General features: G+C 57.3%; 30 protein-coding genes. 18 read left to right on the forward strand and 12 right to left on the reverse strand.

Annotated elements, in window-relative coordinates:
• Nucleotides 1-30: 30 nt before the first annotated feature.
• Nucleotides 31-657, forward strand: a complete 627-nt coding sequence (locus tag ABJM11_RS02805; RefSeq protein WP_348294795.1) for a hypothetical protein — start codon at nucleotides 31-33, stop codon at nucleotides 655-657.
• Between the two features lie 24 nt (nucleotides 658-681).
• Here ABJM11_RS02805 and ABJM11_RS02810 read toward each other — a convergent pair whose 3' ends face one another.
• On the reverse strand, nucleotides 682-1596 hold the full coding sequence (locus ABJM11_RS02810; RefSeq protein ID WP_348294794.1) for a glutathione S-transferase family protein: 915 nt from the start codon (nucleotides 1594-1596) through the stop codon (nucleotides 682-684).
• Nucleotides 1597-2049: 453 nt separating this feature from the next.
• On the opposite strand from ABJM11_RS02810, the gene ABJM11_RS02815 reads away from it, so the two are divergent.
• Complete coding sequence (locus ABJM11_RS02815; protein ID WP_348294793.1) at nucleotides 2050-3732, forward strand: AMP-binding protein; 1683 nt, start codon at nucleotides 2050-2052, stop codon at nucleotides 3730-3732.
• Between the two features lie 81 nt (nucleotides 3733-3813).
• Here ABJM11_RS02815 and ABJM11_RS02820 read toward each other — a convergent pair whose 3' ends face one another.
• Entirely contained in the window at nucleotides 3814-4011 is a 198-nt protein-coding gene (locus ABJM11_RS02820; RefSeq protein ID WP_348294791.1) for a hypothetical protein, read from the reverse strand.
• Between the two features lie 128 nt (nucleotides 4012-4139).
• Here ABJM11_RS02820 and ABJM11_RS02825 point away from each other — a divergent pair, with 128 nt between their 5' ends.
• Nucleotides 4140-5036 (forward strand): LysR family transcriptional regulator, encoded by an 897-nt coding sequence (locus ABJM11_RS02825; RefSeq protein WP_348294790.1) that lies wholly within the window; start codon nucleotides 4140-4142, stop codon nucleotides 5034-5036.
• 9 nt (nucleotides 5037-5045) lie between these two features.
• Here ABJM11_RS02825 and ABJM11_RS02830 read toward each other — a convergent pair whose 3' ends face one another.
• Entirely contained in the window at nucleotides 5046-5735 is a 690-nt protein-coding gene (locus ABJM11_RS02830; protein ID WP_348294789.1) for a lysozyme-like domain containing protein, read from the reverse strand.
• A gap of 123 nt (nucleotides 5736-5858) precedes the next feature.
• Between ABJM11_RS02830 and ABJM11_RS02835 the strand changes: the two genes are divergently transcribed.
• Together ABJM11_RS02835 and ABJM11_RS02840 are read left to right on the forward strand one after the other, a co-directional pair.
• Complete coding sequence (locus tag ABJM11_RS02835) at nucleotides 5859-6677, forward strand: DUF2059 domain-containing protein (RefSeq protein ID WP_348294787.1); 819 nt, start codon at nucleotides 5859-5861, stop codon at nucleotides 6675-6677.
• Nucleotides 6678-6755: 78 nt separating this feature from the next.
• Nucleotides 6756-7934 carry a Xaa-Pro peptidase family protein gene (locus ABJM11_RS02840; RefSeq protein ID WP_348294785.1) on the forward strand — a complete coding sequence of 393 codons (1179 nt, stop codon included), beginning with the start codon at nucleotides 6756-6758 and terminating at the stop codon, nucleotides 7932-7934.
• Nucleotides 7935-7975: 41 nt separating this feature from the next.
• On the opposite strand, the gene ABJM11_RS02845 is transcribed toward ABJM11_RS02840, so the two are convergent.
• Together ABJM11_RS02845 and ABJM11_RS02850 are read right to left on the reverse strand one after the other, a co-directional pair.
• Nucleotides 7976-8908, reverse strand: a complete 933-nt coding sequence (locus tag ABJM11_RS02845; protein ID WP_348294784.1) for a succinyl-CoA synthetase subunit beta — start codon at nucleotides 8906-8908, stop codon at nucleotides 7976-7978.
• A gap of 17 nt (nucleotides 8909-8925) precedes the next feature.
• Complete coding sequence (locus ABJM11_RS02850; protein WP_348294782.1) at nucleotides 8926-9204, reverse strand: peptidylprolyl isomerase; 279 nt, start codon at nucleotides 9202-9204, stop codon at nucleotides 8926-8928.
• A gap of 199 nt (nucleotides 9205-9403) precedes the next feature.
• Between ABJM11_RS02850 and ABJM11_RS02855 the strand changes: the two genes are divergently transcribed.
• The gene (locus ABJM11_RS02855; protein ID WP_348294781.1) at nucleotides 9404-10990 is read left to right on the forward strand and encodes an ABC-F family ATPase; all 1587 of its coding nucleotides are present in this window, start codon (nucleotides 9404-9406) and stop codon (nucleotides 10988-10990) included.
• Nucleotides 10991-10992: 2 nt separating this feature from the next.
• On the opposite strand, the gene ABJM11_RS02860 is transcribed toward ABJM11_RS02855, so the two are convergent.
• The gene (locus ABJM11_RS02860) at nucleotides 10993-11886 is read right to left on the reverse strand and encodes a haloalkane dehalogenase (protein ID WP_348294780.1); all 894 of its coding nucleotides are present in this window, start codon (nucleotides 11884-11886) and stop codon (nucleotides 10993-10995) included.
• 105 nt (nucleotides 11887-11991) lie between these two features.
• Here ABJM11_RS02860 and ABJM11_RS02865 point away from each other — a divergent pair, with 105 nt between their 5' ends.
• A complete protein-coding gene (locus ABJM11_RS02865; protein ID WP_348294778.1) occupies nucleotides 11992-12555 on the forward strand; it encodes a DUF1415 domain-containing protein in 564 nt (187 codons plus the stop codon).
• On the opposite strand, the gene ABJM11_RS02870 is transcribed toward ABJM11_RS02865, so the two are convergent.
• Nucleotides 12533-12961 (reverse strand): organic hydroperoxide resistance protein, encoded by a 429-nt coding sequence (locus ABJM11_RS02870; protein WP_348294776.1) that lies wholly within the window; start codon nucleotides 12959-12961, stop codon nucleotides 12533-12535. The genes ABJM11_RS02865 and ABJM11_RS02870 overlap by 23 nt on opposite strands.
• 236 nt (nucleotides 12962-13197) lie before the next feature.
• Between ABJM11_RS02870 and ABJM11_RS02875 the strand changes: the two genes are divergently transcribed.
• The 3 genes from ABJM11_RS02875 to ABJM11_RS02885 are packed head-to-tail and all read left to right on the forward strand — an operon-like array spanning nucleotide 13198 to nucleotide 15175.
• Complete coding sequence (locus tag ABJM11_RS02875) at nucleotides 13198-14052, forward strand: NAD-dependent protein deacetylase (RefSeq protein ID WP_348294916.1); 855 nt, start codon at nucleotides 13198-13200, stop codon at nucleotides 14050-14052.
• Nucleotides 14053-14105: 53 nt separating this feature from the next.
• Nucleotides 14106-14855, forward strand: a complete 750-nt coding sequence (locus ABJM11_RS02880; protein WP_348294774.1) for an AzlC family ABC transporter permease — start codon at nucleotides 14106-14108, stop codon at nucleotides 14853-14855.
• Nucleotides 14852-15175, forward strand: a complete 324-nt coding sequence (locus ABJM11_RS02885; protein WP_348294772.1) for an AzlD domain-containing protein — start codon at nucleotides 14852-14854, stop codon at nucleotides 15173-15175. The genes ABJM11_RS02880 and ABJM11_RS02885 overlap by 4 nt, the downstream gene beginning before the upstream one ends.
• A 6-nt stretch (nucleotides 15176-15181) precedes the next feature.
• Here ABJM11_RS02885 and ABJM11_RS02890 read toward each other — a convergent pair whose 3' ends face one another.
• Nucleotides 15182-16003 (reverse strand): DUF3750 domain-containing protein, encoded by an 822-nt coding sequence (locus ABJM11_RS02890; RefSeq protein WP_348294771.1) that lies wholly within the window; start codon nucleotides 16001-16003, stop codon nucleotides 15182-15184.
• Nucleotides 16004-16189: 186 nt separating this feature from the next.
• Between ABJM11_RS02890 and ABJM11_RS02895 the strand changes: the two genes are divergently transcribed.
• The 3 genes from ABJM11_RS02895 to ABJM11_RS02905 are packed head-to-tail and all read left to right on the forward strand — an operon-like array spanning nucleotide 16190 to nucleotide 18361.
• Nucleotides 16190-16405, forward strand: a complete 216-nt coding sequence (locus ABJM11_RS02895) for a dodecin (RefSeq protein WP_348294770.1) — start codon at nucleotides 16190-16192, stop codon at nucleotides 16403-16405.
• A 55-nt stretch (nucleotides 16406-16460) separates the two neighbouring features.
• Nucleotides 16461-17009 (forward strand): isochorismatase family protein, encoded by a 549-nt coding sequence (locus ABJM11_RS02900; protein ID WP_348294769.1) that lies wholly within the window; start codon nucleotides 16461-16463, stop codon nucleotides 17007-17009.
• A complete protein-coding gene (locus ABJM11_RS02905) occupies nucleotides 17003-18361 on the forward strand; it encodes a nicotinate phosphoribosyltransferase (protein ID WP_348294767.1) in 1359 nt (452 codons plus the stop codon). Before ABJM11_RS02900 ends, ABJM11_RS02905 begins: the two co-directional genes overlap by 7 nt.
• An 18-nt stretch (nucleotides 18362-18379) precedes the next feature.
• Here the strand turns inward: ABJM11_RS02905 and ABJM11_RS02910 are convergent, their stop codons facing one another.
• Nucleotides 18380-19033 (reverse strand): hypothetical protein, encoded by a 654-nt coding sequence (locus tag ABJM11_RS02910; RefSeq protein WP_348294766.1) that lies wholly within the window; start codon nucleotides 19031-19033, stop codon nucleotides 18380-18382.
• 44 nt (nucleotides 19034-19077) lie between these two features.
• A complete protein-coding gene (locus ABJM11_RS02915) occupies nucleotides 19078-20247 on the reverse strand; it encodes a GNAT family N-acetyltransferase (RefSeq protein ID WP_348294764.1) in 1170 nt (389 codons plus the stop codon).
• A gap of 201 nt (nucleotides 20248-20448) precedes the next feature.
• On the opposite strand from ABJM11_RS02915, the gene ABJM11_RS02920 reads away from it, so the two are divergent.
• The 5 genes from ABJM11_RS02920 (at nucleotide 20449) to ABJM11_RS02940 (ending at nucleotide 24063) form a co-directional block, all read left to right on the forward strand.
• The gene (locus tag ABJM11_RS02920) at nucleotides 20449-21135 is read left to right on the forward strand and encodes a response regulator transcription factor (protein ID WP_348294763.1); all 687 of its coding nucleotides are present in this window, start codon (nucleotides 20449-20451) and stop codon (nucleotides 21133-21135) included.
• Entirely contained in the window at nucleotides 21132-22457 is a 1326-nt protein-coding gene (locus ABJM11_RS02925; protein WP_348294761.1) for a HAMP domain-containing sensor histidine kinase, read from the forward strand. Before ABJM11_RS02920 ends, ABJM11_RS02925 begins: the two co-directional genes overlap by 4 nt.
• 7 nt (nucleotides 22458-22464) lie before the next feature.
• Nucleotides 22465-23070: a YigZ family protein gene (locus ABJM11_RS02930; RefSeq protein ID WP_348300482.1), complete on the forward strand. Its 606-nt coding sequence runs from the start codon at nucleotides 22465-22467 to the stop codon at nucleotides 23068-23070.
• 77 nt (nucleotides 23071-23147) lie between these two features.
• A complete protein-coding gene (locus ABJM11_RS02935; protein ID WP_348294758.1) occupies nucleotides 23148-23672 on the forward strand; it encodes a DUF4136 domain-containing protein in 525 nt (174 codons plus the stop codon).
• 37 nt (nucleotides 23673-23709) lie between these two features.
• Nucleotides 23710-24063 carry a translation initiation factor Sui1 gene (locus tag ABJM11_RS02940; RefSeq protein ID WP_348294756.1) on the forward strand — a complete coding sequence of 118 codons (354 nt, stop codon included), beginning with the start codon at nucleotides 23710-23712 and terminating at the stop codon, nucleotides 24061-24063.
• A gap of 183 nt (nucleotides 24064-24246) precedes the next feature.
• On the opposite strand, the gene ABJM11_RS02945 is transcribed toward ABJM11_RS02940, so the two are convergent.
• Both ABJM11_RS02945 and ABJM11_RS02950 read right to left on the reverse strand, forming a co-directional pair.
• Entirely contained in the window at nucleotides 24247-25890 is a 1644-nt protein-coding gene (locus tag ABJM11_RS02945; RefSeq protein WP_348294753.1) for a fatty acid--CoA ligase, read from the reverse strand.
• Nucleotides 25891-26061: 171 nt separating this feature from the next.
• Nucleotides 26062-26343 carry a pyrimidine/purine nucleoside phosphorylase gene (locus ABJM11_RS02950; RefSeq protein WP_348294751.1) on the reverse strand — a complete coding sequence of 94 codons (282 nt, stop codon included), beginning with the start codon at nucleotides 26341-26343 and terminating at the stop codon, nucleotides 26062-26064.
• Between the last annotated feature and the right edge of the window lie 45 nt (nucleotides 26344-26388).

Genomic DNA, 26388 nt, shown 5'->3' on the forward strand with positions numbered 1-26388 from the left:
GAACCCTGATTCAGCAAACACGGAACAAACATGACGCTACTGACAGACAAGGAACAACAACAGGTGGCTACGGCCATCTCTGGTGTGGAGCGGGAAACAGACGCCGAACTGGTGACTGTGCTGGCGGATGCCTCCGACAGCTACTCCTATATACCGCTGCTCTGGGCGGGCATCATTGCCCTGTTGATACCCGGGGCCATCAATTACTTTACCGGCACTCTCAGCGCCGACTGGCTGCTGGTGGCTCAGTGGGCAACCTTTATCCTGCTTTGCCTGCTGTTCCAGTTTCCGGGGGTGGGGCACCACATGATTCCACGGCCTGTGCGGTTCTGGCGGGCTTCCAATATGGCGCGGCGGCAATTCCTTGAGCAAAACCTCCATCACACCAAAGGTGGTGTCGGCATGCTGATCTTCGTATCGGAAGCGGAACACTATGTGGAAATCCTGGTGGACCTGGGGATTTCTTCAAAAGTGGCCGACGAGGTTTGGGAAAATATCGTCAAAACCTTTACCGACAGGGTGCGCAGTGGCGATACCCTGACGGGCTTCCTGGAGTGCATTGAAAGCTGCGGGCGGCACCTTCGTGAGCAGGTTCCGGCTACCCACGAGAAAAACGAATTGCCTAATCATCTGGTATTAATACCAAAGCGATCCTGATGCCGGCCACGCCGGCCTGCGACATCAGGTCGGCTTGACCGAAAATCCCTGGCGTGGGAAGTGTACGTGTACCTGTCCCACCCGCTTATGGGAGCGTCCCAGAACCAGTGCCTGGTTATCCGCATGGACCAGTTTGCCGGTGACCGGCTCCCGCCCGTAATCATCCGGGGCAATTTCCACGCTCTTTCCGGCAAGCGGGTCCTCACTTACAGCTTCGATGGCCCGGGGCAAGGCGTCACGGGCAATGTCCAGTGCCTGGTCGGCGGTGATCTCCCGGAATTCGCCGTGGCCGAAGGCTCTCATTCGCTCCATCCAGGCGTTCACTTTCGGAAAATCCCGCAGCCAGGGCTTGCCCGCCAGGTCAGACACGAACCAGAGGCCATGATAGGCGGAGAAGTCTGCGATGCAGGGAGTGCTTCCGAACAGGAAGTCTTCGCTCAGCATGGATTCCATATTGGTGATATGAGAGATGACCTTTTCCTTTGCCTGAGGGCCGCGTAGCGCCTTGACCCGGGATTTCCGGCCCATGCTGATGCGGTCCTTGAGGAAACGAAAAGCATGGAAAAGCGAGGTTTCCCGCACCAGCTTTTTCAGCATTCGACCGTCGCTGGCGGCGATTACGCAGGCCAGGAATACCTCCAGATCGGTTGTGCGAACAAAATCGATAACGTTCTGTGGCTGGCCCGCCAGGCTCAGTTCGTTTTTGCCGCTCAGGCGCACGATTTCATCGGCGATGGCGCGGCTGTCGCAAAATATGTCAGCGCCACTCTGGGCGACTGGCACTTTTCGATAGCCGCCCGCGAGGATGGAAAGTGCTGGCCGAGGGGGCATCTCTTTCACGATAACAGACTGCCACGGAAGCGCGGCGTAACCCAGCATCACCCGGACTTTCTCAGAAAAAGGCGACATGGCGTAGTGGTACAGAATCAAGTCTTGCATCGGGCAGAACCCTTCCTTGTTGACAGTGTTATCTGGCGAGACGAGGGAGGGTACGCTGCAAATCGTCCTGGCGGAAGCCCCGGGACTTGTCCGTGCGGGCCACTCAGGCGGTCAGAAGGCCCGCGGATGCGCAATACAGAAACGCAACGGCACCAGTGCAGATTATTGCCCAGGCTGGGAATATCAGTGATGAGCGGGTTGTTGTTCTCACAGGCACCTCCAGAGTGACCTTTTTGTTGTTGTTCTTTACGCTTACCACGACACTCTAGACCATAATTGATATATGTCACCACATAAAATGTGTTGCCTGTCGCATCTGCCCGATTTGATGATGTGGTGATAGAGGGGTGTGGAGAGCTTGAGGAAACCCCAAATACAGGTACTATCTACCTGGCTATACTTTAGTCTGATAAAAATAAAGAGATTTCAGGTTATAACAATAAGGAGCCGTCGATGGCTGTAGACAGCGCAAAGCAAACATCCCTTCATTGCCTTTACCATTGGGCAGAGCATACTCCCGACAAGGTCTATCTGACCCAGCCTTTCCCCGACGGAACCACCGAAGACATTACCTGGAAGCAGGCCGCGGACCAGGTTTCCCGTATGGCTGCTCACCTTGGTTCGCTGGATATTCCTGAGCGCAGCAATATAGCGATTCTGGGCAAAAACAGCGCGCACTGGATTCTTTGTGACCTGGCCACCTGGGCTGCAGGGCATATTTCCGTGCCGCTCTACCCGACATTGAATGGTGATACTGCGGCTTATGTACTTGAGCACAGTGAGGCAACGCTGCTTTTCCTGGGCAAGCTGGATGGCAAGGCCGACGGCTGGAACGATATCAAGGGTCACATCCCGGACAGCCTGCCGATCATCTCACTACCGATGTCGCCCCGTGACGATACCCCGAAATGGCTGGACATCATTGCCAGACAGGAACCGGCGGAGCCAAAGCTGCCAGATCCGGATGACCTGGCGACCATCGTTTATACCTCGGGTAGCACCGGTCGCCCCAAGGGTGTGATGCACAGTTTTCGCACCATGATTTCCGTGGCTGATGGCCTGCAGCAGATATTTCCGGTCACCCAGGACGAACGCATGCTCTCCTATCTGCCGCTTGCCCACGTGGCGGAGCGCGCCGCGGTGGAAACACAGTCTCTGTATTACGGATTCCATCTCTATTTCGCGAACTCCCTGGAAACCTTCCAGGAGGATCTGCAGCGGGCCCGCCCGACACTGTTCTTCTCCGTCCCACGGCTGTGGATGAAGTTCTACCTCGGCGTCAATGCCAAGTTGCCGCCCAAGAAACAGAGAGTGCTGTTTAATGTCCCACTGCTTAACCGGTTGGTGAAGAAGAAAGTGCTCAGGCAGCTGGGGCTCGACCATTGTCGTGCCGCCCTGACGGGGGCGGCGCCATTGTCTGGCGAAATCATTGCCTGGTACCGCAACCTGGGCCTGGAGCTGCTGGAGGTGTACGGCATGTCCGAGAACTTCGGTTACTCCCATGCCAATCGCCCCGGCACGGCGAAGCCAGGTACCGTGGGTGTTACCAATCCGGGTGTGGAACACAGACTGGCCGAGGGTGATGAAGTTCAGGTGAAAAGCCCCGGGCAGATGCTGGGCTATTACAGGAACGAAGAAAAAACCCGCGAAGACGTTACGGATGATGGATTTCTGAAAACCGGTGATATGGGGGAGATCGACAAAGACGGGTTCCTGAGAATCACTGGTCGGGTCAAGGATCTGTTCAAAACCTCCAAGGGTAAGTATGTGGTGCCGGTACCCATTGAGAACCGCTTTAACCATCCGAAAGCCGAAGTTGTGTGCGTGGCGGGTGCCAATCAACCCCAGCCATGCCTGATGGTGCTGCTATCGGAAGAAGCGCGTGAGGAACTGGAAGCGGGTGGCAGCCGTGATGAGCTGGAGCAGGAGCTGGCGGCGGAGCTGGACGCGGTAAACAGTGAATGTGAAGCCCATGAAAAGCTGGCGTTTGTGGTCGTGGTAAGAGAGACATGGACCATGGAGAACGGCATGCTGACGCCTACCATGAAAATCAAGCGCAACGTGATCGAGGATTTCTATAACCGCAAGATGGACGAGTGGTTCGGCACGAAACAGAAAGTCATCTGGGAGTTCTGAACCCAGAAATGAAAACACCGGTGGGCCTGACTGTTCAGGGCCACCGGTGCTGATGAAATCTGTCTTCCCTTACAGGGGTGCCTAGTGCTCACCCTGCATCATCTGGGGCATCTCCGGCGTTGCGGTAGCTGCCTTCTTTCTCCAGAAACTCATTTTCCGGCTTACCACCTGTGCTGCCTGCCTGGCTGCTGCACGGGTGTATTGGCGCCTGACCTCAGTACTGTTGTGGAGGATACTGGACGGCAGCGGGTGTACGGTTGCGATATGGTGTTGAGTCATAGCGCCTTCCTCCTTATCTGGTGGATTGAAAAATATTGGTTAGCTGACTATGTAATGAACTATACGCCTTCTTTTTTGCAGCTTAAATACGTTAAACTCCGTACTCATGTTGCAAATATGCAGTAGCTATGGACTGGGATTATCTTCGATATATTCACGCACTGGCAATAGGTGGAACCCTCGCCAAAGCCGGTGAAATACTGGGTGTACACCAGACCACGGTGCTTCGCCGTCTGGACCAGATGGAGGAACAGCTGGGCGTTCAGTTTTTTGAACGCAACCGAGATGGGCTCCAGCTGACACCGGTGGGTGAAACCGCTTTCCGGGCGGCCGAAAGGCTGACCGGCGATATGGAAAACCTTGAGCGCCAGCTCGTAGGGCAGGATTCGGCCCCCGTGGGCAAAGTCAGGCTTGCCGCCACCGATACCATGGTCAATGCGCTGATCAGCCCGATGATCGCCGAGCTGGTGCGGGAATACCCGGACATTGAGCTGGAAGTGCTCACGGATAATGACGTACTCAACCTCAGCCACCGCGAGGCTGATCTGACGCTGCGGCCGGTCAACAAACCCCAGGCCACTCTGGAGGGCGAGCGTATTGGTACTATCGAGTCGGCCATCTATGGGGCGGGTAAGTACTGTAGGCGTAATCCCCGTATGGATCTCGAGAATGCGCCGGACCAGCAACTCTGGATTCTGCCGGATGAAAGTTTCAGTCATCTGGCAACCGGGCGCTGGTATCGCAAACACCTGAAGAACGCGTCGTCCATTATCCGCTGTAACAGTCTTCAGGCCATGCATGCCCTGGCGCGGGCCGGGGCCGGCCTGGCCGCTCTGCCCTGTTACCTGGGCGACAGCACCCGGGAGTTGAAGCGGCTGTCTCCTCCCCTGGAGGGCGAGGGCGTGGACCTCTGGCTGATGGTTAACCACGAGACCCAGCAGATGGCGCGGGTACGCATCGTGATGGAATTTCTGACGGCGAGGCTGACAAGGCTCTCGCCAAAAGTGGAGGGGGAGGTGGCCTGACCCGTCGGTTCACCAATCCCCGCAAAAAGGCCAGAACTGATAGAAACGCCAGCACTGGAACTCTTCCTCGCAGGTCTGGAGTTGGCGGTGGTAACGAAAGGCACGGGTTTGCACCCTGTCGGCCAGCGACATCACAGCGGGTTTGGCCAGGTAGCTTTGCCGCTGATACCCGGTTCTGCCTTCATGGTAGGCAAGATAGAGCTTCTCGGGGCTGGTAAGAGGAATGCCCACCTCCCGGTTGGTCAGATGGTTATACCAGCCCACAAAATCCAGCGCGTGTTTCATGTTGGTACGCACCACCGATAATCCATCGCCGTTTGCTTCCAGGTACTCCCCCCAGGCAGGGTCCAGGGCCTGGGCGTATCCGTACGCTGATGTCGGCCGGGTCCAGGGAATGAACCCGAACAACTGGCTTCGGGGCGGCCGGGCGTGACTGCGGAACGATGACTCGTAATAGACGAACGCCAGTTGGGTAGCGATCGGCGTGCCCCACCGCTCTCTCGAGCGGCTGGCGTAGTCGTACCACACCGGATGTTCCCGGAAAATCTCACAGACGTTCTCCGTGTTTGCCGGTGGGTCGGGTTCCAGCAGGCTGAACCGCAGGGTCGCCACAATAGCGATGACCAGGCCCAGTGAGGGAAGTCCATACCAGCGAAGCCGCGACTTCCAGATTTTCAGTCGGTTACGGCGTTTCTTCATGGGCAGTTCAGGGCTCTGTTGCTCCACACTACAAAATGGTCATCATACACCGGCGCTGTTTGCTTGCAGGGGGCGCCGGCACCATGGCATAACAAACGTCCGATCTCACAGGATACTAGGTTCATGCGCGCACTATCCCAAGTTAAACCGGCATTACTTTTTCTTTTGCTGGTATGTACTTCCGCCACTGCAAGCCCACTGGCCGACTCCGTGCTCCGGGCGTCGCCGGTTGACGCGATTGTCGCCCAGTATCCGGCGATGATGAGTCAGGGGGTCCGTGACGGCCTGACTCAGAGTGGCCGCGTGGAGCCATTCGTTGCCAACACCATCAGCAGCATTGTCAGCAATGCGTTCAGTGTTGCGGAAATTCGGGCGCAGGTGATTGAAGACCTGGACCAGGGCCTGAGCGATCAGCAGCTGAACTCGGTGCTTACCTGGTATGAAAAGCCTCTGGCCGAGAAGATCACCCAGGCAGAGGTTGCGGCATCCCGCCCGTCAGCCTGGAAAGAAGTCGAGGCCGAAGCGGCGCAGCTACAGAACGAATTCAAGGGCAGCGAACGGGCGAAGCTGTTCGACCGCTTTGACAGGGCGGCCCGTGCCACCGAAAGCGCGGTGGATACCACCGTTGCCGTCCAGCTGGGCCTGGCTTCGGCCATGGCGGCCTTTAATGGCAGCAAAGGCCCCACCTTTGAGCAGCTGCAGCAGAAAATTGAAGGCCAGAGGACCCTGTTGCGGGGCATGGTCGCCCAGCAGGTCTATGCCGGATACCTCTACACCTATCAGGACCTGAGTGTGGCCGAGTTGAAAGATTATACTGAATTTCTCGAGAGTGACGCCGGCTCTGCCTTCACCCGCGTGGTAACCAACAGCATTCAGCGTTCGATTACCGAACCTGTCGAGTCGGTTAGCAGTCAGCTTGGGAAGTTTTTCAATCCACAATGAAACCCCTCAGGGTTTGAAAACCGGTCGGTTTAGGTCCAGTCTCCAGTAGTAACCTTTCCTCCTTCCGGAGACGACCCCATGGACTTTAACGCCTACCAGAATACCCTGGCTGCTGAACTCAAGGGGCGGGAATGCCCGTTTCCCCCGGCGGAATACGACCTGCGGCTTGAACGCCTCAGGGCCAGAATGTCAGCGGACGGAATTGGTGCGTTACTGCTGACAGATCCATCCGATCTCTTCTACCTGACCGGTTACAGCACCTTCGAGGTTTCCGTTCATGTGGCCCTGGTAGTCACGGCCGGATCTCTGACGCTTCAGGTACCCTCGATTGAAACCGGCCCTGCTATGATTACCACAAGGGTTGATAACGTTATCGGCTACCGCTGGGAGGGGATCGGTGATGTACTCGACCCCCTGGCTCAGGCGGTAGGGGGGCATGGATCCACGGTGGGTATCGATTACTGGCATGGTTCACTGCGCCAGGGGGTGGTGGAAGGTCTGAAAGAACGGTTGCCGGATACCCGGTTCGTGGATGCCTCCGGCATGCTGAAAAGCCTGCGTATCGTGAAATCTCCGGCAGAAATTGATTACCTCCGACAAAGCGCCCGCATTACGGGGCAGGGTATCGAAGCTGCTGTAGCAGCCATACAGCCTGGCATGACGGATAACGACATCGCGGCTGTCGGTGCCGAAGCACTGTTGGCCGGCGGCAGTGAGTTCATGAGTATGCAGCCCATCGTGACCGTGGCACAGCGCAGCAGCGTGATTCACACCAACCACAAACGTTGCAAGGTGCAGGAGGGCGACGCGGTATTCCTCGAGTTCGGCGCTGTCTGGCAACGCTATACAGCGCCGATGATGCGTACCGTGGTGGCCGGTCAGCCATCCGCCAGGATGCGCACCGTGTTCGATGGCTGCCGGCGCGTGGTGGATGCCCTGCAAGCCGCCATGGTACCCGGCAGGACCTTTGACTCTGCCGCCAGGGCCGCGGAGCAGGCCATGGCGCCACTGGCGGACGACGTTTTCTTCTCCGGGGTTTTCGGCTACACGGTAGGAGCACAGTTTCCTCCGTCATGGGTGGAAGGCTCCGGGTTTATTGCTCGCGGCGAATCTATGGAGTTTCGGCAAGGCATGGTGTTTCACCTGCCGATTTGCCTGCGTATTCCCGGCCAGTGGGGCATCGGTTGCAGTGATACCGTTCTGGTCGGGGACACAGGGGCGGAACCGTTGACGTCCAACCCTTGGCGGCTGGCCTGAGCTGGCCGGTTATCAGGCCGGTTTTTATGTAAACGAATGCGTCATTCCAGCCTGATATCACGCAGATAAACGGTTTGGGGTTCCGTCAGGCCAGTCGTGAACAGCATCAATCGCCTCACCTCACGCATATTCATCGTGCGGCCCGTTGGTGCACGCCTTATCTGGTCAAGGTCCAGCCGGACGTTATTCTGGCCGGGGTCCAGGGTCAGGCGAGTGTTGAAGCGGTCGCTGTAGGCGTTGTCACCCTGGTCGTGTTGGGTGTCGTTGATTCGCAGGGTCATGTGCAGAGGTTGATCCTGTGGGTTATAAAGCGATAGTACCAGGTGCCCGTAGCCCTGCCAGTCACCCGGAAAGTTGTGCAGGGATGCGCCGGAATATGGGGCGGTTGAGAGGGACAGCCTGAGAGCGCTTTGCGCGCTGCCTGTTGCGTCCGCGGGAATGATCTCTCCGTGCCAGAAGGGGGAAGGATCTGACATGCTGAAATCGTAGAGCGCAGGCAATAGCTGGCTGACCCTGTACTGTTGAAGGGCAACAGCGGCCGTGGCGCCAGCTTCGGCAACCAGTAACGCTGCAACAGTAATCCGCAGCGACCAGGCAGCCAGTCCTGAGCGCCCGGGATCGGCTGCCCCGGGGCTGAGCGCGAGAATGATCCACAAACCCAGCATGTTACGGAACAGGTCCTGCCAGTCCATCTGGCGGCTGGTGCCGTATTGCAGCAATTCTATGGCCAGGCCGAGCAGCAGTACAGCCAGAGTGGGCAGCCCCCACAGCTTCCAGCCGGTCCAGAACCGCCAGGGTTGAACGGCAAGGGTCAGCAGGGCAAAGAAAAGGATATGCCCGAGATTCCAGGCGGACTTGTACAGTGGGCCGTCTGTCCACCCGGGGCCGCCAATAAAGAAAAAGGGAGCGATCAGAGCGATGCCCGCAAGAGCCAGATACTGCGATATCCGGGGCTTGCGAGCGGGTCGGTCCACTGGCAGGTTTGCGCCCATCAGCCCCGGCTGGTGACTTCCAGCAGGTGATAGCCGAACTGGGTCTTCACCGGCCCGAGGACCTTGTTCACTTCACCGCTGAACACGACCTTGTCGAACTCCGGAACCATCTGGCCCGGGCCGAAGGAACCCAGGTCGCCGCCGTTACGGCCGGAGGGGCAGGATGAGTGCTGCTTTGCCACTTCGGCAAAGTCCTGGCCGCCCTCGATGGCCTGCTTCAGTTCTTCGCATTTTGCTTCGCTGTCGACGAGGATATGGCGTGCTGTTGCCTGTGTCATGGTGTTGGGTTCCTTTTTTGGTTGAACGATAGAGCGTGTGTTGGCAATACCGAGGTTGGAATGCTGCCCGCACGGGGGCGCTTAGGCAAGTGCTTTTTATCCGTGTTTTTGCTGTCTCACGGTTCTGGCTGCAAACCTGTACAATGCGCGTTTTTCTTGACCGGCTTTTGCCCGGTATTCACTGTCGATAGGTCTCTTCTTGATTTCCACCGCGAACATTACCATGCAGTTCGGGGCCAGGCCCCTGTTTGAAAACGTATCCGTGAAATTCGGCAATGGCAACCGCTATGGCCTGATCGGCGCCAACGGCTGTGGCAAGTCCACGTTTATGAAAATCCTCGGGGGTGATCTGGAACCCTCCGCCGGCCAGGTCATGGTGGACCAGAACCAGCGTCTGGGCAAACTGCGTCAGGACCAGTTTGCCTACGAGGACTGCACGGTTCTCGATACAGTCATCATGGGCCACGAGGAGCTCTGGCGGGTAAAAGCCGAGCGGGACCGTATCTATTCGCTGGCGGAAATGAGCGAAGAAGACGGCATGGCCGTCGCAGACCTGGAAGTCCAGTTTGCCGAGATGGATGGTTACACGGCCGAAGCCCGCGCCGGTGAATTGCTGCTGGGGCTGGACATTCCACTGGAACAGCATAATGGCCCGATGAGTGCTATCGCGCCGGGCTGGAAGCTGCGCGTACTACTGGCCCAGGCGCTGTTTTCCGACCCTGATATCCTGCTGCTGGACGAGCCCACCAACCACCTGGACATCAACACCATTCGCTGGCTGGAAAGCATCCTGGTAGCCCGTAACAGCACCATGATCATTATCTCCCACGATCGCCATTTCCTGAACAGTGTGTGTACGCACATGGCGGATCTGGATTACGGGGAACTGAGGCTCTTCCCCGGCAATTATGACGAGTACATGACCGCCGCCACCCAGGCACGTGAGCGCATGCTGTCGGATAACGCCAAGAAAAAGGCGCAGATTGCCGAGTTGCAGCAGTTTGTCAGCCGCTTCTCTGCCAACGCCTCCAAGGCCAAGCAGGCCACCTCCCGGGCCCGTCAGATCGACAAGATCCAGCTTGAGGAGGTAAAGCCGTCCAGTCGCGTGAGCCCGTTTATCCGCTTCGAACAGACCAAAAAGCTGCATCGCCAGGCGGTCACCCTGAAGAACCTGACCAAGGGCTTCGATGGCGAAAAGCTGTTCGACAAACTCAATCTGCAGATCGAGGCCGGAGAGCGGGTCGCGATCATCGGCCCGAATGGTATTGGCAAAACCACACTGATGCAGTGCATGGCCGGTGCCATGGCGCCCGATAGCGGGGACGTGAAGTGGACCGACAGCGCCCAGGTTGGCTATTACGCCCAGGACCACACGGCCGATTTCGATGAGGACATGAACCTGACGGACTGGATGTCACAATGGACCACCGGCGGTGAACAGCTGGTACGGGGCACTCTCGGCCGCATGCTGTTTTCCGGGGACGATATTGGCAAGTCCGTGAAGGTGATTTCAGGTGGTGAGCAGGGACGCATGCTGTTCGGCAAGCTGATCCTTGAAAAACCCAATGTCATGCTGATGGACGAGCCCACCAACCACCTGGACATGGAGTCCATCGAGGCCCTCAACCTGGCGCTGGAGAACTACCCGGGCACGCTGGTATTTGTCAGTCATGACCGGGAGTTTGTATCTTCGCTGGCTACGCGAATCATCGAACTGAAAGCCGATGGCATCACCGACTTCAGCGGCAGCTACGACGATTACTTGCGCAGCCAGGGCTACCTCTGATCTTACTGGTCCAGACGGGCCAGCAGATCGTTGATGGCGCCGGCGAACTGCACCGGTGAGTCTTCCTGCAGGAAGTGCCCGCCGGTCAGGGTGGTGTGGGGCAGGCCCTTGGCACCGGGAATCCGCTCCTGCATGTAGCGGTCGCCACCCCGGGTGATGGGGTCACCGTTGCTGAAGGTGGTCAGAAAGGGTTTATCCCACTGCTCAAGTACCTTCCATGCTGCCCGATTGGGCTCGCTGGCAGGATCGTCGGGCTTGACGGGTACCAGTTTTGGAAAAGCACGGGCACCGGCCTTGTATTTTTTTCCGGGGAAGGGCGCATCGTAGGCGCGGCGCTCATCCGGGCCAAGCGTGCGGAAGCTGCCTGTGTTGATGATGCGGGCAATGGGGAACCAGGGGCTGTGCAGGGCAAAGTTCTTCCATAGCTGAAAGGCCTTTGGCACTGGCTGGTCGCCGGTTGGCAACATGCCGTTGCCCACAACGATGGCACGGAACCGGTCGGGATTCTCCGCCGCCAGGCGCAGGCCCAGCAGTGAGCCCCAGTCCTGGCAGACCAGTGTGATATCCTGCAGGCCGGTCTGGTCCAGGAACGCCTGCATCCATTCCATGTGTTTCTGGTAGCTGTAGGCGTTTATATCCGTAGGCTTGTCGGACTTGCCAAAGCCGATCAGGTCCGGCGCAACCACTCTGTGGCCGGCCGCTGCGCATACTGGAATCATGTGGCGGTAAAGATAGGACCACGATGGCTCGCCATGCATCATCAGTACAGGTCTGGCGTCGGAGGGACCTTCGTCGACATAATGCATGCGCAAGCCATCGACTTCCAGATAGTGCGGGTCGAAGGGGTAGTCCAGCAGACGTTTGAATCGTTCTTCAGGGGTTCTCACCACGTCCATTTCTGGTCTCCGGTCCTGGTAACGGAATTATTGTAAGCTTGCTCAACATATCATGACTCGCCCCGGGCGTGTCTGTTCTTTTTCTCAGTACGCGGGAGTCTTCACGTGGACCCGAATTCGATTATTGATGCTACCCGCCGATGGGTATCCGATGTGGTAGTGGGTCTGAATCTGTGCCCTTTCGCGCGCAGGGAACTGGTGAGGGATCGGGTTCTTTTCAAAGTGACGGATGCCCCCTCGGAAGAGGCGTTGCTGATCGTACTGCAGGATGAACTGTTGTATTTGCAGGAGCATCCAGAGGTTGAAACAACACTGTTGGTGCATCCTTGCGTATTGCAGGACTTCATGGTTTACAACGACTTTCTTGCCGCAGCGGATGGGCTTCTGGTTCAGCTTGAACTGGAGGGGGTCTACCAGATTGCCAGTTTCCACCCCGACTACCAGTTCGGTGGTACCGAACCGGAGGACGCGGAGAACTTTACCAATCGATCGCCGTACCCGATGTTGCATCTGCTGCGGGAAGAAGGCCTTGAACGCGCCATCGCCGGCTACCCGGGCGCGGAATTCATACCGGAGCAGAACATTGCATTGATGAATCGCCTGGGCGCCGAAGAGATGCGCCGCAGGCTATCCGGACAGATGATGATCAATCAACCCGGGTCAGAGTGACGTCGATGTTACCCCGGGTTGCGTTGGAGTAAGGGCACACCTTGTGGGCTTCATCCATCAGCTTTTGTGCCTGGGCATCGTCCATGCCGGGCAATGAGATTTTCAGTTCCACCTCAACCCCGAAACCACCGGGAATCTGGCCGATGCCAACCACACCCTCAATGGATGCGTCTTCCGGCATGTTCAGCTTGTCCCGGCCCGCTACAAACTTCATGGCACCGATAAAACAGGCGGAGTAGCCTGCTGCGAACAGCTGCTCCGGATTGGTGCCCTTGCCACCGGCGCCACCGAGTTCTTTCGGTGTGCTCAGTTCAACATCCAGTATGCCATCCGAGGAAATGGCCCGACCATCACGGCCGCCGGTGGCTTCTGCCGAAGCGCGGTAAACAACCTGTTCAATAGACATGGTCCTGATTCTCCCTGCTGGTGTATTTTGAAGCATCGGATCTGGTGCTTCGGAATTATTATAATTGCATACAATTGTATTGTGTACAATGTAAACGAGAAAGAAAGTACTACAGCGTGAAGCGGTTTCCTTGCTGTCAGCATTGGCAAGCCAATGTTTACTCCCTAAAGTAGGAAGTGTTTCCAGGAGGTGCGAATCGGATGCCTGCAGTTCCACAGCCCACGAAAGGCCCAACCATGGCGGCCGCTGATCAGCCGCTGGCGCTCAATACTCCGCAAGAAGCTGGCGCTATGCTGGCGGAGTTCATTCATCGCCACCCGGGCCTGATGATACTCACCGGTGCCGGCGTCAGTACTGATTCCGGTATTCCCGACTATCGCGATGGTGACGGTGCCTGGAAGCGTAAGCAGCCGGTACAGCACAATGACTTCATGACAAGCATGGAGGTCCGCCGTCGGTACTGGGGCCGGAGCCTGATTGGCTGGCCGGTTATTCGCAATGCGCGGCCAAATACCGCCCATCACCATGTGGCTGAGCTGGAATTGCGCAACCATAGCCGCCTTGTTGTTACGCAGAATGTGGATCGCCTTCACCAACAGGCCGGCAGCTGTTCAGTAACGGACTTGCACGGCAGGGCAGACGAAGTTGTCTGTATGAGCTGCGGGTACCGGTGCAAGCGGGATGAAGTTCACGAACGTTGCGTGGATATGAATCCGGGATTTGAACAGTATTCGGCAAATGCCGCACCGGATGGCGATGCGGATCTTGACGTGGACTTCTCGCAATTCCTTGTTGCCGACTGCCCCTGTTGCAGCGGGATTCTGAAGCCGGATGTGGTCTTTTTCGGTGACTATGTGCCCAGGGACCGGGTGCACTCCGCGCTGGATACGCTGAAGGCCAGCGATGGCCTGCTGGTGATCGGGTCCTCGCTGATGGTCTATTCCGGGTTCCGTTTCTGTCGCTATGCCAAGGAGTGGGGCAAACCCATGGCCACCCTGAACCTGGGCCGTACCCGCGCGGACTCACTGGTAGACCTGAAGCTGAACGCCGGTATCAGTGAAACTCTGGCAGTGACACTCGGCCAACTCTGAGACTTCGGCATTTACCTATACGCAACTGGTGCCGGTTTCATTAGCTTGCTTAGATGAACGCCAGTACATATTCCTACCAGTTACAACCGGAAAAAGTCCGTACGGAGTTTTTCCGGTTACTGCCCATCTCATTATTCGTGGTGGCGTTCGGTGCTGCCTTCGGATTGGCGGCCGTGCAGAAAGGGCTAGAGCCACTGCAAGCCATATTGATGAGCTTCACCGTATTTGCCGGTGCGTCCCAGTTTGCCGCCGTGGACATGTGGGGCAGCGAAGTCTCCCTGATTCCCCTGATCGCCGTGGTGTTTGCCATCAACTCCCGACACCTGCTTATGGGTGCCTCGCTGTACCCCATGCTCAGGGATATGTCCCCCGGCCGCCGCTACGGCCTGCTGCTGTTTCTGACCGATGCCAACTGGGCTATTTCTGCCCAGGAGTACCAGAGTGGCAAACGCAACCTGGAAGTCATTCTTGGTGGCGGGCTTGCCCTCTGGCTGGCCTGGCTCATCGGAACCTGGCTCGGCGTTTACTTCGGGGGGCTTCTTCAGAACCCCAAATCCCTGGGCCTTGATATGGTGCTGGGCTGCTTCCTGCTGGCTATGGCCCTGGGCGGTAACAAGTCACCCCGAACACTGGTGGCCTGGACAGTTGCCGCATTGTCTTCACTGGCTGCCTGGAAATGGCTGCCTCCCAATACCCATGTGGTGGTTGGGGCGCTGGCGGGTGGCGCAATCGGTTTCTTCTGGCTCGAAAAGAAACCCGGCAGCGAGAAGGAAGAGGGTTGTGACGAGGTGGGCTCAACATGACAGTCGAAACCACCACAGCCGGTATCTTGACCCTGATCGCGGTCATGACCCTGGTCACCCTGGTGACCCGCTTCGGCGGCGTGTTTCTGATGTCCTTCGTGACGATCAACCCCCGCATCGAAAGCTTCATCAACACCATGGCCAGCTCGGTGTTGATCGCCATTATTGTTCCCATGGCGTTCAGCGGTGATGCTGGATCGTTGGCGGCGTTGGTGGTCACGGCGGTTATTATGCTGGCGACCAAAAAACCGCTGCCGGCTATAGCGGCAGGGATTGCTGCTGCAGGCCTGGTGCGTTACGCGGGCATCGCCGGATTCTAGCCCCATTCACTGAGCCTGTCCTGCCCCGGCCGTCTCGGCCGCAACTGGTTCAGGCACCGATTTGGAGGCTTTTGGCATAGGATTGGTATTGCGTAGTGCCAACTCCCCAATGCCCGGCAATTTGATGCCAAGCCCCATGGGATTGACTCCCAGGGACAGCCCCAGGATGTTCACTTCAAGACCTTCCCGCACACCTGCAAGGACACCGACGTAACCACCCAGAGAAAGCTGATAGCCGGCTCCACCGGGCACTTCCGACAGTACGCCATTACCCAGATAATCCTTGCCAATGGCATGGTTGGGCAGAGCCACTTCCATCTCCGGAATCTGGCGGATCACCCAGGCCACGAAGGTATTGCTGTTAGGCCCGGGCCATGCCTTGTATTCCGTGGGGTAGGGATACTGCGCGATCACCTCATCAAGCTGTTCAATAATACGTCCGGCCTGCTCTCCACGAATATCCGCGATCAGCTCCGGTGGGGCGCCGTACCAGGCGCGGTCAGGATCGTCAGGCCTCGATTGGACCACATAGTGACGCCAGCCGGTTACCTCATGGACATAGTACCGGCTGGCGCCTGCTTCTTTTGTGCTGATCCAGGTGTGTAATGAAAAATAACCCCGCCAGTTATAGGCCCGTGCTCCATACACCTGAACCACCGCGCCGTTTTCCTGTTCAGGAGCTGGAGCAATGCCTGCACTTGAGCGATCCGCCGTTCGCCAGCTACCGGTGTCCTGGAAGCCTGCGCAGGCTGCCAGGAAGAGAGGGCCGGCCAGTAACAGTGCGAGTGTCAGGGTGATGCCGATAAAGCAGCGCTTGATTCTTCTCATGGGAGTCCGGGCAAAGTGTGTGACCGTCAGTGTACGACACGGGACGTATCAGAGTTCAGTTGTACCGCAAAGTTCCCTTACAAATACATCCGGCTGTTTGCTGGTTACAGTTTACTGGTATAGGCTGAAATAGCAGGCAGTCAGATCTTTTGCCTGACTATACACAGCCTTATATCAGGAGGTGCTATGTCCGACCATCATGTTTACAAGAAGGTGGAAGTCGTTGGGTCTTCGAAGAAAAGCATCGAGGACGCCATCGAAAATGCGATCGCCGAATGCAGCAAGAACCTTCGGAACATCGAGTGGTTTGAAGTACAGGAAACCCGCGGCCATGTTGCTGATGGTAAAGTCGGACATTATCAGGTCGTGCTTAAAATAGGCTTCCGGATTGAGGGAAGCTGACATCCGGTGATCTGAGCGAACATCTGTTTCTGGTAAAACCATGGGAGGCAGTCTTATGGGTACTGGACCGAATGCTCTGTTACTGGTTGATGTTCAGAACGACTTCTGCGAAGGCGGCAGTCTGGCTGTTCCCGGCAGTGGTGAGATCTTTCCCGCCATCAATCAGTGGATCAGCAAAGCGCAGGAGACAGGTTGGCCAATCATTGCCAGCCGTGACTGGCACACCGTTGATCACATAAGCTTCGAGGATCGTGGCGGCCCCTGGCCGGTCCATTGCGTTCAGGACAGCCGGGGCGCTGAATTCCATCCGGAAATGCAGCTTCCGGAGTCCGCGATCAGAGTCAGCAAGGGAACGGCGTTCGATACAGACGCCTACTCTGCTTTCGACGGCACCCAGCTCGACAGTTATCTTCGCCGTCACGGCATACATCGCCTGTTTGTGGCGGGCCTGGCACTTGACGTTTGTGTTCAGGCAACGGTGAAGGATGCATTGACACACGGTTTTGAAGTCGAACTTATTACCGATGGCACCCGCGCGGTCAAAGCCGATGAGGCGCCTGCTGTCCTTGAGGAACTGAAAGAGGAGGGAGCTGACCTGTGCTGAAACAACCGCCGCTTGTCAGAGAGGGTGACCTGTCACTGATGGTGGACCTCTACGAACTGGCCATGGCCCAGGCTTACTGGGCCGAGGGCATGGACGACACGGCGGTGTTCAGCCTGTTCTTTCGTGCACTTCCGGATAACCGGAACTTTGTCCTCGCCTGCGGACAACGGAGCGTTGTGTCCATCATTGAGTCCCTGCGCTTCACCGATGAGCACATTGAGCGGCTGGCTTCCCTTGACCGGTTCCGCCCGGAGTTTCTCGACTGGCTGCGGGGCTTCCGGTTCAGTGGGTCGGTATATGCCGTACCGGAGGGTACGCCCCTGTTTCCCCAAGAGCCTCTGTTAGAAATTGAAGGTCCGATCGCTGAGGTACAGCTGCTCGAAAGCCTGGTGATGAACTACGTGCATCTCGAATCCGTGCTGGCTTCGAAGGCCGTCAGACTGACATTCGCAGCCCAGGGACGTCCAGTGGTCGATTTTGGCCTGCGCAGGACCCATGGGCTGGATGCGGCTCACCGTGCCGTGCGTGCTTACCGCCTGGCTGGCCTGACAGGCACCAGCAATATTCTGGCCGGCCTGGATTTCAATATGCCCGTCTACGGCACCATGGCTCACAGCTTTGTGCAGGCATGCAAGGATGAACAGGCAGCGTTCCGGGTTTATGCCGATCTTTATCCGGGAACAACGCTGCTGGTTGATACATACGATACCCGCACGGCTGTCAGGGCAATCATCGCCTGGCTGAAGAGCAACCCGGAGGTGAGTATTGGCGGTATTCGCCTGGATTCCGGAGACCTTGCCGCAGAAGCCACCGACTGCCGGACCATGTTGGACGAAGCGGGCCTGACTGACATAAAAATAATGGCAAGTGGCGGTCTGGATGAATATGGAATTGCCGAGCTGCTCTCATCCGCAGCGCCCATCGATGGTTTCGGAGTGGGCTCCGCCATCGGGGTTTCGAACGATGCGCCAGCACTGGAACTTGCCTTCAAGCTGACGGAATATGGCAGTCTCCCGCGTATGAAGAATTCACCGGGCAAGCAGTCGTTCCCGGGGCCGAAACAGATTTACCGGCGTTTGGGGCCGGACGGCGAGATCGTCCAGGACGTTGTCAGTGGCAGGGATGAGGTCTATGACGGCACACCCCTGCTTAAACCGGTGATGAAGCAGGGGCGGATAATTGAGGGCGCCATAGAGCCGCTGGATGATCAGGTTCGTAATGCCAGCGAGGCAATTGCCAGCCTGCCGGAGCGGTTTCGTTCCCTGGCTCCCATCAGCAAGGTGCCGGTCGAAATCAGTGACTTTCTGAAAGCGTTGCAGCGGGATACTCTGGAAAAGATCAGAAGCGCCTGACAAGGTCTCTTCCGGACACTACTGAAGCATCCTGCGCCTGATGATGGAAACCAGCTGGTCCAGCATTTCCTTGGACTGGCCATCATAGAGCATGCGGAATTTCTCTTTCTGTACGGCCCTTTCATGATTGGAGCTTGACGACAGGGAGTCTTTACGCAAATCCATGTACTGACAGGCGGCCAGATGTGCTTTTATCTGGTTATCAATCAGTTGGGTGATGAGTTCGTCAATTTCACCGTGGCAGAAGGGCCGCACCCGATTCAGGGTACTGCGGGCGGTCAGCGCCGCATTTCGTGCCTCTAGCCGAAGCTCGCCGGCCTGATCGTCAGCCTCTACCGCCCTGAGAAACATGCCAAGTTTGTCGTGCAGTGACCAGACCAGCGGCCAGATGGCTTCGTAGGCGGCTTTCTCCGCCGAGAATCGCTCGCTGGCCGTGGTGTCGGTGCCGCCGCCGCTCGCTCTGGGGCCGTTGAAATGCGATACCCGAAGTTCATCCATGTCGGTCCACAGGCTGTCCACCCGCAGTTTTATCGAGTCGACCCGGTCAGCCAGCTTGCGCCTGGCTGTGGTGCTGGAGAACACTGAAATGATGGCAACAATCAGCGCTGCAACAGCGACCAGGAGAATGACGTGATTGCCGCTGAAAAAGTCGAAAAGCTTGTCCGGTTCCATATGGCTGCCCGCTCCGTTAAATGTCAGTAATATCGTGAGGTCTGCTACTGGTTCGGCTCGACTTGCCTGAAAGGCAGTACCGCCCGAGCATCCTCGGCATAGGTCATCACATGCTCCGCTTCTTCCCGGGCAAACCTGGCGATAGGGTCGCGGAAACCGGGATGAAGTATGCCGTGCCAGGAGTGAGTTATAACCGGCTCGAAGCCCCGAACCAGTTTATGCTCTCCCTGTGCACCGGCGTCGAAACGTGTCAGTGCCTGCTCAATGGCCAGCTCGATCCCCTGATAGTAACAGGTTTCAAAATGTAGATGGTCGAATTCCTCCAGGCAGCCCCAGTAGCGGCCGTAGAGGGTATCACCGCCCTGGAGAAACAGTGCACCCGCAATCATTTGCTCGTTTCTGGCGGCCATAATAATGTGAAGCTGCTCTGGTTGTCTTTCCTTCAGTTGCTGAAAGAATTCTTTGTTCAGATAGGGCCTCTGCCCCCGCTTCAGATAGGTGGCCTGGTAAAAAACATAGAATGTCGAGATGACGTGATCGGGCATGTCCGTGCCTGAAAAATGCCGGAAAGTAATGCCCTGATCCGCCACCAGCCTTCGTTCCTTCCGAATGGATTTACGCTTTCGCGACGTCAGCCTCGCCAGGAACTCGTCGAACGTCTGATACCCCCAGTTATGCCAGTGGAACTGGCAGCCGATCCGGTGAAGTGCCTTCGGCATATTCAGCAGTTCCTGATCCCGCCTGTCCGGAAATAGCAGATGCCATGAATGGGCACCGAGCTCCTCGGTGACTTCATCTAGCACCTGATGAATGCGTTCCGGTGTCATCCACTGGCGTAACTCCTCGGAAAACAGCAGCCTCGGCCCCTGGCAAGGAGTAAATGGAACAGCCATCAGCAGTTTGGGGTAGTAACCTACGCCATAACGCTGATAGGCCTCGGCCCAGGCCCAGTCGAAAACATATTCCCCCATGGAGTGGGTTTTCAGGTACCCGGGTATCACGCCTGCAAGTCTGTCCTGCAGGTATATCATCAGGTGAGACGGGCTCCACCCTGTGGCAGCGGTTGTACTTCCGGATGCTTCCAGTGCCAGCAGAAAGTCATGGCGAAGAAACGGGGTGTCGTTGCCTGCGAACCGGTTCCAGTCGTCCGGGGGAATCTCGCAGATAGATCGGGCCGCATGGATTGTCAGTTCTGGGCTACCGGGTTCTGGCATGGTCTGGGCTGCTCATAAGTTGATGCACTACCATACGTTACATTCCTGTCCCCGATCATTGATAGAGGGTTAAATTTCTGTTGGTCAGTTGATTTGGGAGGCACGACAGCAGCGTGTAAAGGTTATGCAAAGAAAAATGTTACAAAACAGGCTCCTTTCAGTGACGTGGTAGACTGCAGCCAGTTACGACGGAGGATTGCCATGCAGAACCGGGTGCTGTTGGTTGAAGACGACGAGGAACTGCGGGAACTCCTGTCCCGCTATCTGGCCAATCAGGGCTTTACCGTGCGTGAAGCCTCCAATGGTCAGGATGGACTGTCACTGGCCATGGGGCAGCACTGCGATATCGTGGTGCTGGATATCATGCTGCCGGATATCAACGGGCTGGAAGTGTTGCGCCAGTTACGGGCAAAAACTCATCTTCCCGTTGTACTGCTGACCGCCCGCGGTGACGAGACAGACCGCATCGTGGGGTTTGAGGTTGGCGCAGACGACTACATCCCCAAACCCTGCAACCCCCGTGAACTTATTGCCCGGCTGCAGGCGCTGCTCAGGCGGGTAGCGTGGGATCAGCAAGTCGGGCTGGACGAGTCGAGAACCTATGGTGATCTGAGGGTGGAGCCCGTACACCGGCGGATCTTCCAGAACGATGAAGCGCTGGACCTTACTGCCACCGAGTACGAGGTGTTACAGGTGTTGCTGGCCCATGCCGGCAGTGTGGTGAGAAAGACGGACCTGATGCAGTGGGCGCTGGGGCGCCGCCTGGAAGCTTATGATCGCACACTGGATATGCATATCAGCAATCTGCGAAAGAAACTGGGGAATGATGATCCGCCACGAATTGAAACAGTGCGAGGGCTCGGGTACAGCTACCGGGTGCCAACGTGAGAAGGGGGCTTAGATTCCCGCTGTTCTGGCGGATATTCATTTCCATATGGCTTGCCATGGCTCTGACAATGATTGTCGGGAACCTGGTGACCTACACCCTGAAAGATCGTGAGAGGCAGGCAATCGAACGCCAGGCAGGTTTGCAGGAACTTGCAGTCGAGGCGTTGGCGGTGCGTGAAAACCAGAGCCGGGGCGACGCCTGGCGTTTCCTGAAAGAGCGTGGCAGCGAACTGGATCTGCACTTGTTCCTCATTGAGGCAGACAACGATGACGGCAGCCTGCCCGAATCCATCCGGGAACGCATGGAATCTGTCGGTTGGTATCAGCAGCGGCCTGCTGTTATCGAGGTGGCCGATGACTACCGGCTTGTTGCCTGGCCACGCCTGAATGGCGACGCTTGGCTGAGCCCCCGGATTTTTCAGTGGCTGGAGCTCGGCCTGGCTTTTGTGATCATAACCCTGGCTTGCGTATGGGTAGCACGACTGGTGTCACGCCCCCTGAAGCACATGGAATCAACGGCTCGGGCCATTGCTGGCGGGGATAATACCTTGCGTGTCAGCGAAGGCATCGCCAGTCGTCGGGATGAAGTAGGCGCGCTTGCCACGGCCTTTAACGCCATGACAGAGCAGCTCTGCAACCTGCTGGATCGCCAGACCCACCTATTGAGGGATATCTCCCACGACCTGCGAACACCGTTGACGCGACAACGGATTGCCATTGAGCTGGCCAGTGAAAGTGGCGCGGACGAGGATCTGATGGCCTCGATTCTGCGCCAGAACGAGCGCCTGGAAGCCATGACATCGCAGATACTGACCCTTTACCGGGTCTCCGAACAGGGCGGAGACATCCAGCGTGACGGGGTTCAGCCGGTAAGGGTCATCAACGATGTGCTCAGGGATGCCGCCGATTATGCCGAACACCGGGGTGTTGACTGCCTGCTGACCATCAGCCCGGATTGCAGGCATGCCTCTGTGCTGGGAGACCGGGGGCTGCTGCAGCGGGCGTTCGACAACATCCTGCAGAACGCACTGGATCACACTCCTCCGGGCAGGAGAGTACATGTGGCTATGCTTTCGGAGCACCAGCAACTGGTCCTGGAGATTCGCGACGAGGGGCCGGGAGTTCCGGATGACGTGTTACCCCATCTGTTCGAGCCCTTCTACCGTGCTGACAAGTCCCGTGGCGGCAAGGGTTGGGGGCTTGGTCTTGCCATCGCCCGGGATATCGTGGCCATTCACGACGGCCAGATCGATGCCTATAACGCGGAGCCCGGTGGCCTCGTGGTCCTGTTGCGGCTGCCCGTCTTCACCGGAACGAACTGAGGCGCCCATGTCCAGGGATTATCCAGTGCCGGCAGGCTTCCTGGAGCGGGAAACCGAAGTGAAAAAGAGCCGGTTTATAGCCCGGGTTGTACCGGTTACGTCCCGGGATGAGGTCAAGACCTGGCTTGCGCAGGCCCATAAGGACCACCCCGATGCCCGTCATATCTGTTGGGCCTATCAGATCGGCCGGCCGGGCGCGGCTGCCGAAGCCGCCATGAATGATGACGGCGAGCCATCCGGAACCGCTGGGAAGCCTATCCTCGGCGTGATCCAGCACAAGGATATGGGAGATGTACTGGTGTTGGTCATCCGGTACTTCGGTGGTGTCAAGCTGGGTGCAGGAGGCCTTGTGAGAGCGTATGCCGGCGCCACCGAGGCGGTGCTGTCTGCAGTGGACCGCGTGATCCAGCAACCGTTATCGCGCGTGACCATTACCATGACCTTCGGCGATGAACAGGCGCTCAGACACTGGTGCGATCAGAATGGCGCCCGGGTAGAACGGGTCGACTACAGTACGCGGGTGGCAGCGGAGATCACCATGCCTGTAGACAGGAATGGTGATCTCCGCGCATTTTGTGACGCCCGCGGAATGGATTACAGTTTTGAAAGCTAGGGAACGTTTACCGAAACTCCGCGCGTCTACTGTGCGTATACTGAACACAGACACTATGAAGAGGGGCAGATGTAATCATGAGAGTTATCCTTGTTTCCTTGTTGATGTTGGCTTTGGCCGGGTGCGCAAGCAACGTTGTAACGGATTATGATTCCGGAGCGGTTTTCGGCAATTACGCGTCCTGGGCGTTTGCGCCAAAGGGTGAGGGTGAGAATTTCATGTCACTCGACGGTGGCCGAATCGAAAATGCCGTTGAGCGGGAACTCAACCGGAAGTCCATGCGCAAGGTAGAGCAGAGCGAGGCAGATCTGCTCGTCACCTGGCAGATTGTTGAAGAAGAGCGCCTCGAACGCAGCGGCGTTGGCCTTGGATTTGGTTTCGGTAGTGGCAACTTTGGCTGGGGGCTTTCGTCTGCGCCCCCGATCCGGGAAATAGAGGAAGGCAAGCTGGTTGTGGAACTGGTAGACACAGACACCGATCGCGTCGTCTGGCGAGCTGCCAGTCGCCGTTACCTCAACGAAAACCAGTCGTCAGAGTCACGGCGCAAGTTGATCGATGAAATCGTCGCAGACATGTTTGAAAAGTACCCACCGGGAGCGTGACACCCTGGGCGGGTATCGTAGTGAACAAGAGGGCATTATGAAGAACCGTTCCGGAGGACTGGTGTTCTCCACTGAGCAGGGGCGTATGTGCCCCGGTTGCCGGCAACCGGTTGATGAGTGTGTCTGCGGGGCGCCGTCCCGCCCTGCTGGCGACGGAATTGTGCGCGTCAGCCGGGAAACCAAGGGCCGCAAGGGCAAGGGGGTTACCCTTGTTACCGGTATTCCGCTTGACGAAAAGGAGCTGAAAGCCTTCGCCAAGATTCTCAAGGCCAAATGCGGAACAGGGGGCACCGTCAAGGACGGGGTGGTGGAGATTCAGGGCGACCAGCGGGAGGTTCTTGTGCCCTTGTTAAAGGAGAAAGGCTGGGAGGTGAAAAAAGCCGGTGGCTGAACACTGATACTCCCACGACCGTGGCGAATGGTCTGACACGCAATCTGTTGCGCCAGCCGTTACACTAGTGAGCTTTATTCAGGCGCAGGTCAGGGGAGGAAGTGAATGCACATGCTGGTGCTCGGTGCGGGTATACAGCCCCACACCCCTGAAAGGGCATGGGGTGCGCTGTTATCGAGAGGCTTACTTCAACTGGTCCCGGATCAGCTTCTTGTTGATCTTTCCAACACTGGTTTTGGGGATATCCTCGACGAAATCAATCTGGTTGGGAATGGCCCATTTGTTGATTTCGCCAGCGTCCACAAATTGCTTCAGGTGGCTCTGGATGTCTTCCAGGCTGGCTTCCTCGCCGGGCTTCAGGGTGACCAGGGCGTGGGGACGTTCGCCCCATTTCTCGTCCGGCACACCGACCACTGCGGCTCCGGCAACGGCCGGGTGCTGGCTGATCAGGTTTTCCAGATCCAGGGATGACAGCCATTCACCGCCGGTCTTGATCACGTCCTTGATACGGTCCTTGATGACCAGTGTGTTGTCCGGCTCCATACTGGCCACGTCACCGGTGTGCAGCCAGCCACCCTGCCACAACTCTTCCCCTTTTTCCGGCTCTTTGAAGTAGCTCTGGGTAAGCCAAGGGGCGCGGGCGACCACTTCGCCCTTGGCTTCGCCGTCGTGGGGCACCGGCTTACCGTCCGGATCAACGATTTCAAGGCTGACCATGGGCACTGCGGTGCCCGTTTTGATGCGTTTGGATGTCTGCTGTTCCAACGGCAGTTCCAGGTCCTCCGGCTTGAGGTGGGTCACACTCAGCAGCGGACAGGTTTCCGACATGCCGTAACCGGTATACATCCGTATGCCCAGCCTGGCGCCCGCATCGCATAGCCCCCGGGTGAGGGCGCTGCCACCAATCAGTACGTGCCAGTTGCTCAGGTCCGCAGTCTTGATGGATTCGGTGGCCATCATCATCTGCATCACCGTGGGTACACAGTGGGAGAAAGTTACCTTGTGCTCCTTGAGCAGATCCACCAGAAGCTCCGGCTCATAGCGACCCGGATAAACCTGCTTGATGCCCATCATGGTGGCGGCATAGGGCACACCCCAGGCGTGTACGTGAAACATTGGTGTTACCGGCATATACACGGATGTAGAGCGTAACAATGGTATTTCATCATAGGCGGACAGGGAGCCGGTCATGGCCAGAGTATGCAGTACCAGCTGCCGGTGACTGAAGAAAACCCCCTTTGGATTCCCGGTGGTGCCGGTGGTGTAAAAAGTGGTGGCAATGCTGTTTTCGTCAAAATCCGGGAAGTCGAAGTGAGCGCCAGCCTTGCCCAGCAGCTCTTCATATTCACCGATGGCTGCCAGGGACGTGGATTTTGCGCTCGGCTCGTCACTCAACTGGATGTAGTTTTTGACGGTTTTGATCTCGTCTTTCACGCCCTCCAGGATGGGCAGGAAGTCATCATGAACCATGACCACGTCATCCTCTGCATGGTTCATGGTGTAAACGATCTGTTCCGGGGACAGGCGTACGTTTACGGTATGCAGTACTGCGCCGATCATCGGAATGGCAAAGAAACATTCCAGGTAGCGGGGGGTGTCCCAGTCCATCACGGCAACGGTATCACCCGGTTTGACGCCGGCATCGGTCAGGGCGTTTGCCAGGCGATGGATACGTTCAACGAGATCGGTATAGGTGTATTTTGAACGGTTGGCGTAAACAATTTCCTGGTCAGGAGAGTACCTGGGGCCAGACATCAGCAGTTGCTTGATCAGCAGTGGGTACTGATGGGCGTTGTCTGCTGGTGGCAGGATGCGGGTCTGTGCCATAACTCGGTACCTCATTCTCAATTGTTTAATTTATAACGAGAAGAGTCCTAAATCTGACACAGTTTTACATCCACGGAAACCTTTAACGGTTAAAAAAACGCGGAACCGGAGCGGCAGGTTGTTGTTGGCCTGTCTGTCCCCGTTTCGCGTTTCAGCAATGACGGGCGGATGTTATTCGTAGGTGCAAAGGTAAGCGGTGTCGATGTCCGTCTTCGCCTTGAAGCTGGCCTGCCCGGCTACTTCGAAAAACTCGCCGGAACCGTAGGTCATCCATTCCTCCATGCCCGGAAGCAGCACGGTAAGTGCACCGCTGATGACGGTCATGGTTTCCTTCTTACTGGTGCCGAACTCATATTCACCCGGACTGATCACGCCCACGGTGGCTGGCAGGGTGGACGTCTGAAAGGCAATGGATTTGGCCTTTCCCTCAAAGTATTCATTCACTTTCAGCATGAAAGCATCTCCTCATAATCGGTGCGCGCACTATACGCGAAATTG

The organism is Marinobacter sp. (assembly GCF_039977835.1).
In the GTDB taxonomy this organism is placed as follows: Bacteria; Pseudomonadota; Gammaproteobacteria; order Pseudomonadales; family Oleiphilaceae; genus Marinobacter.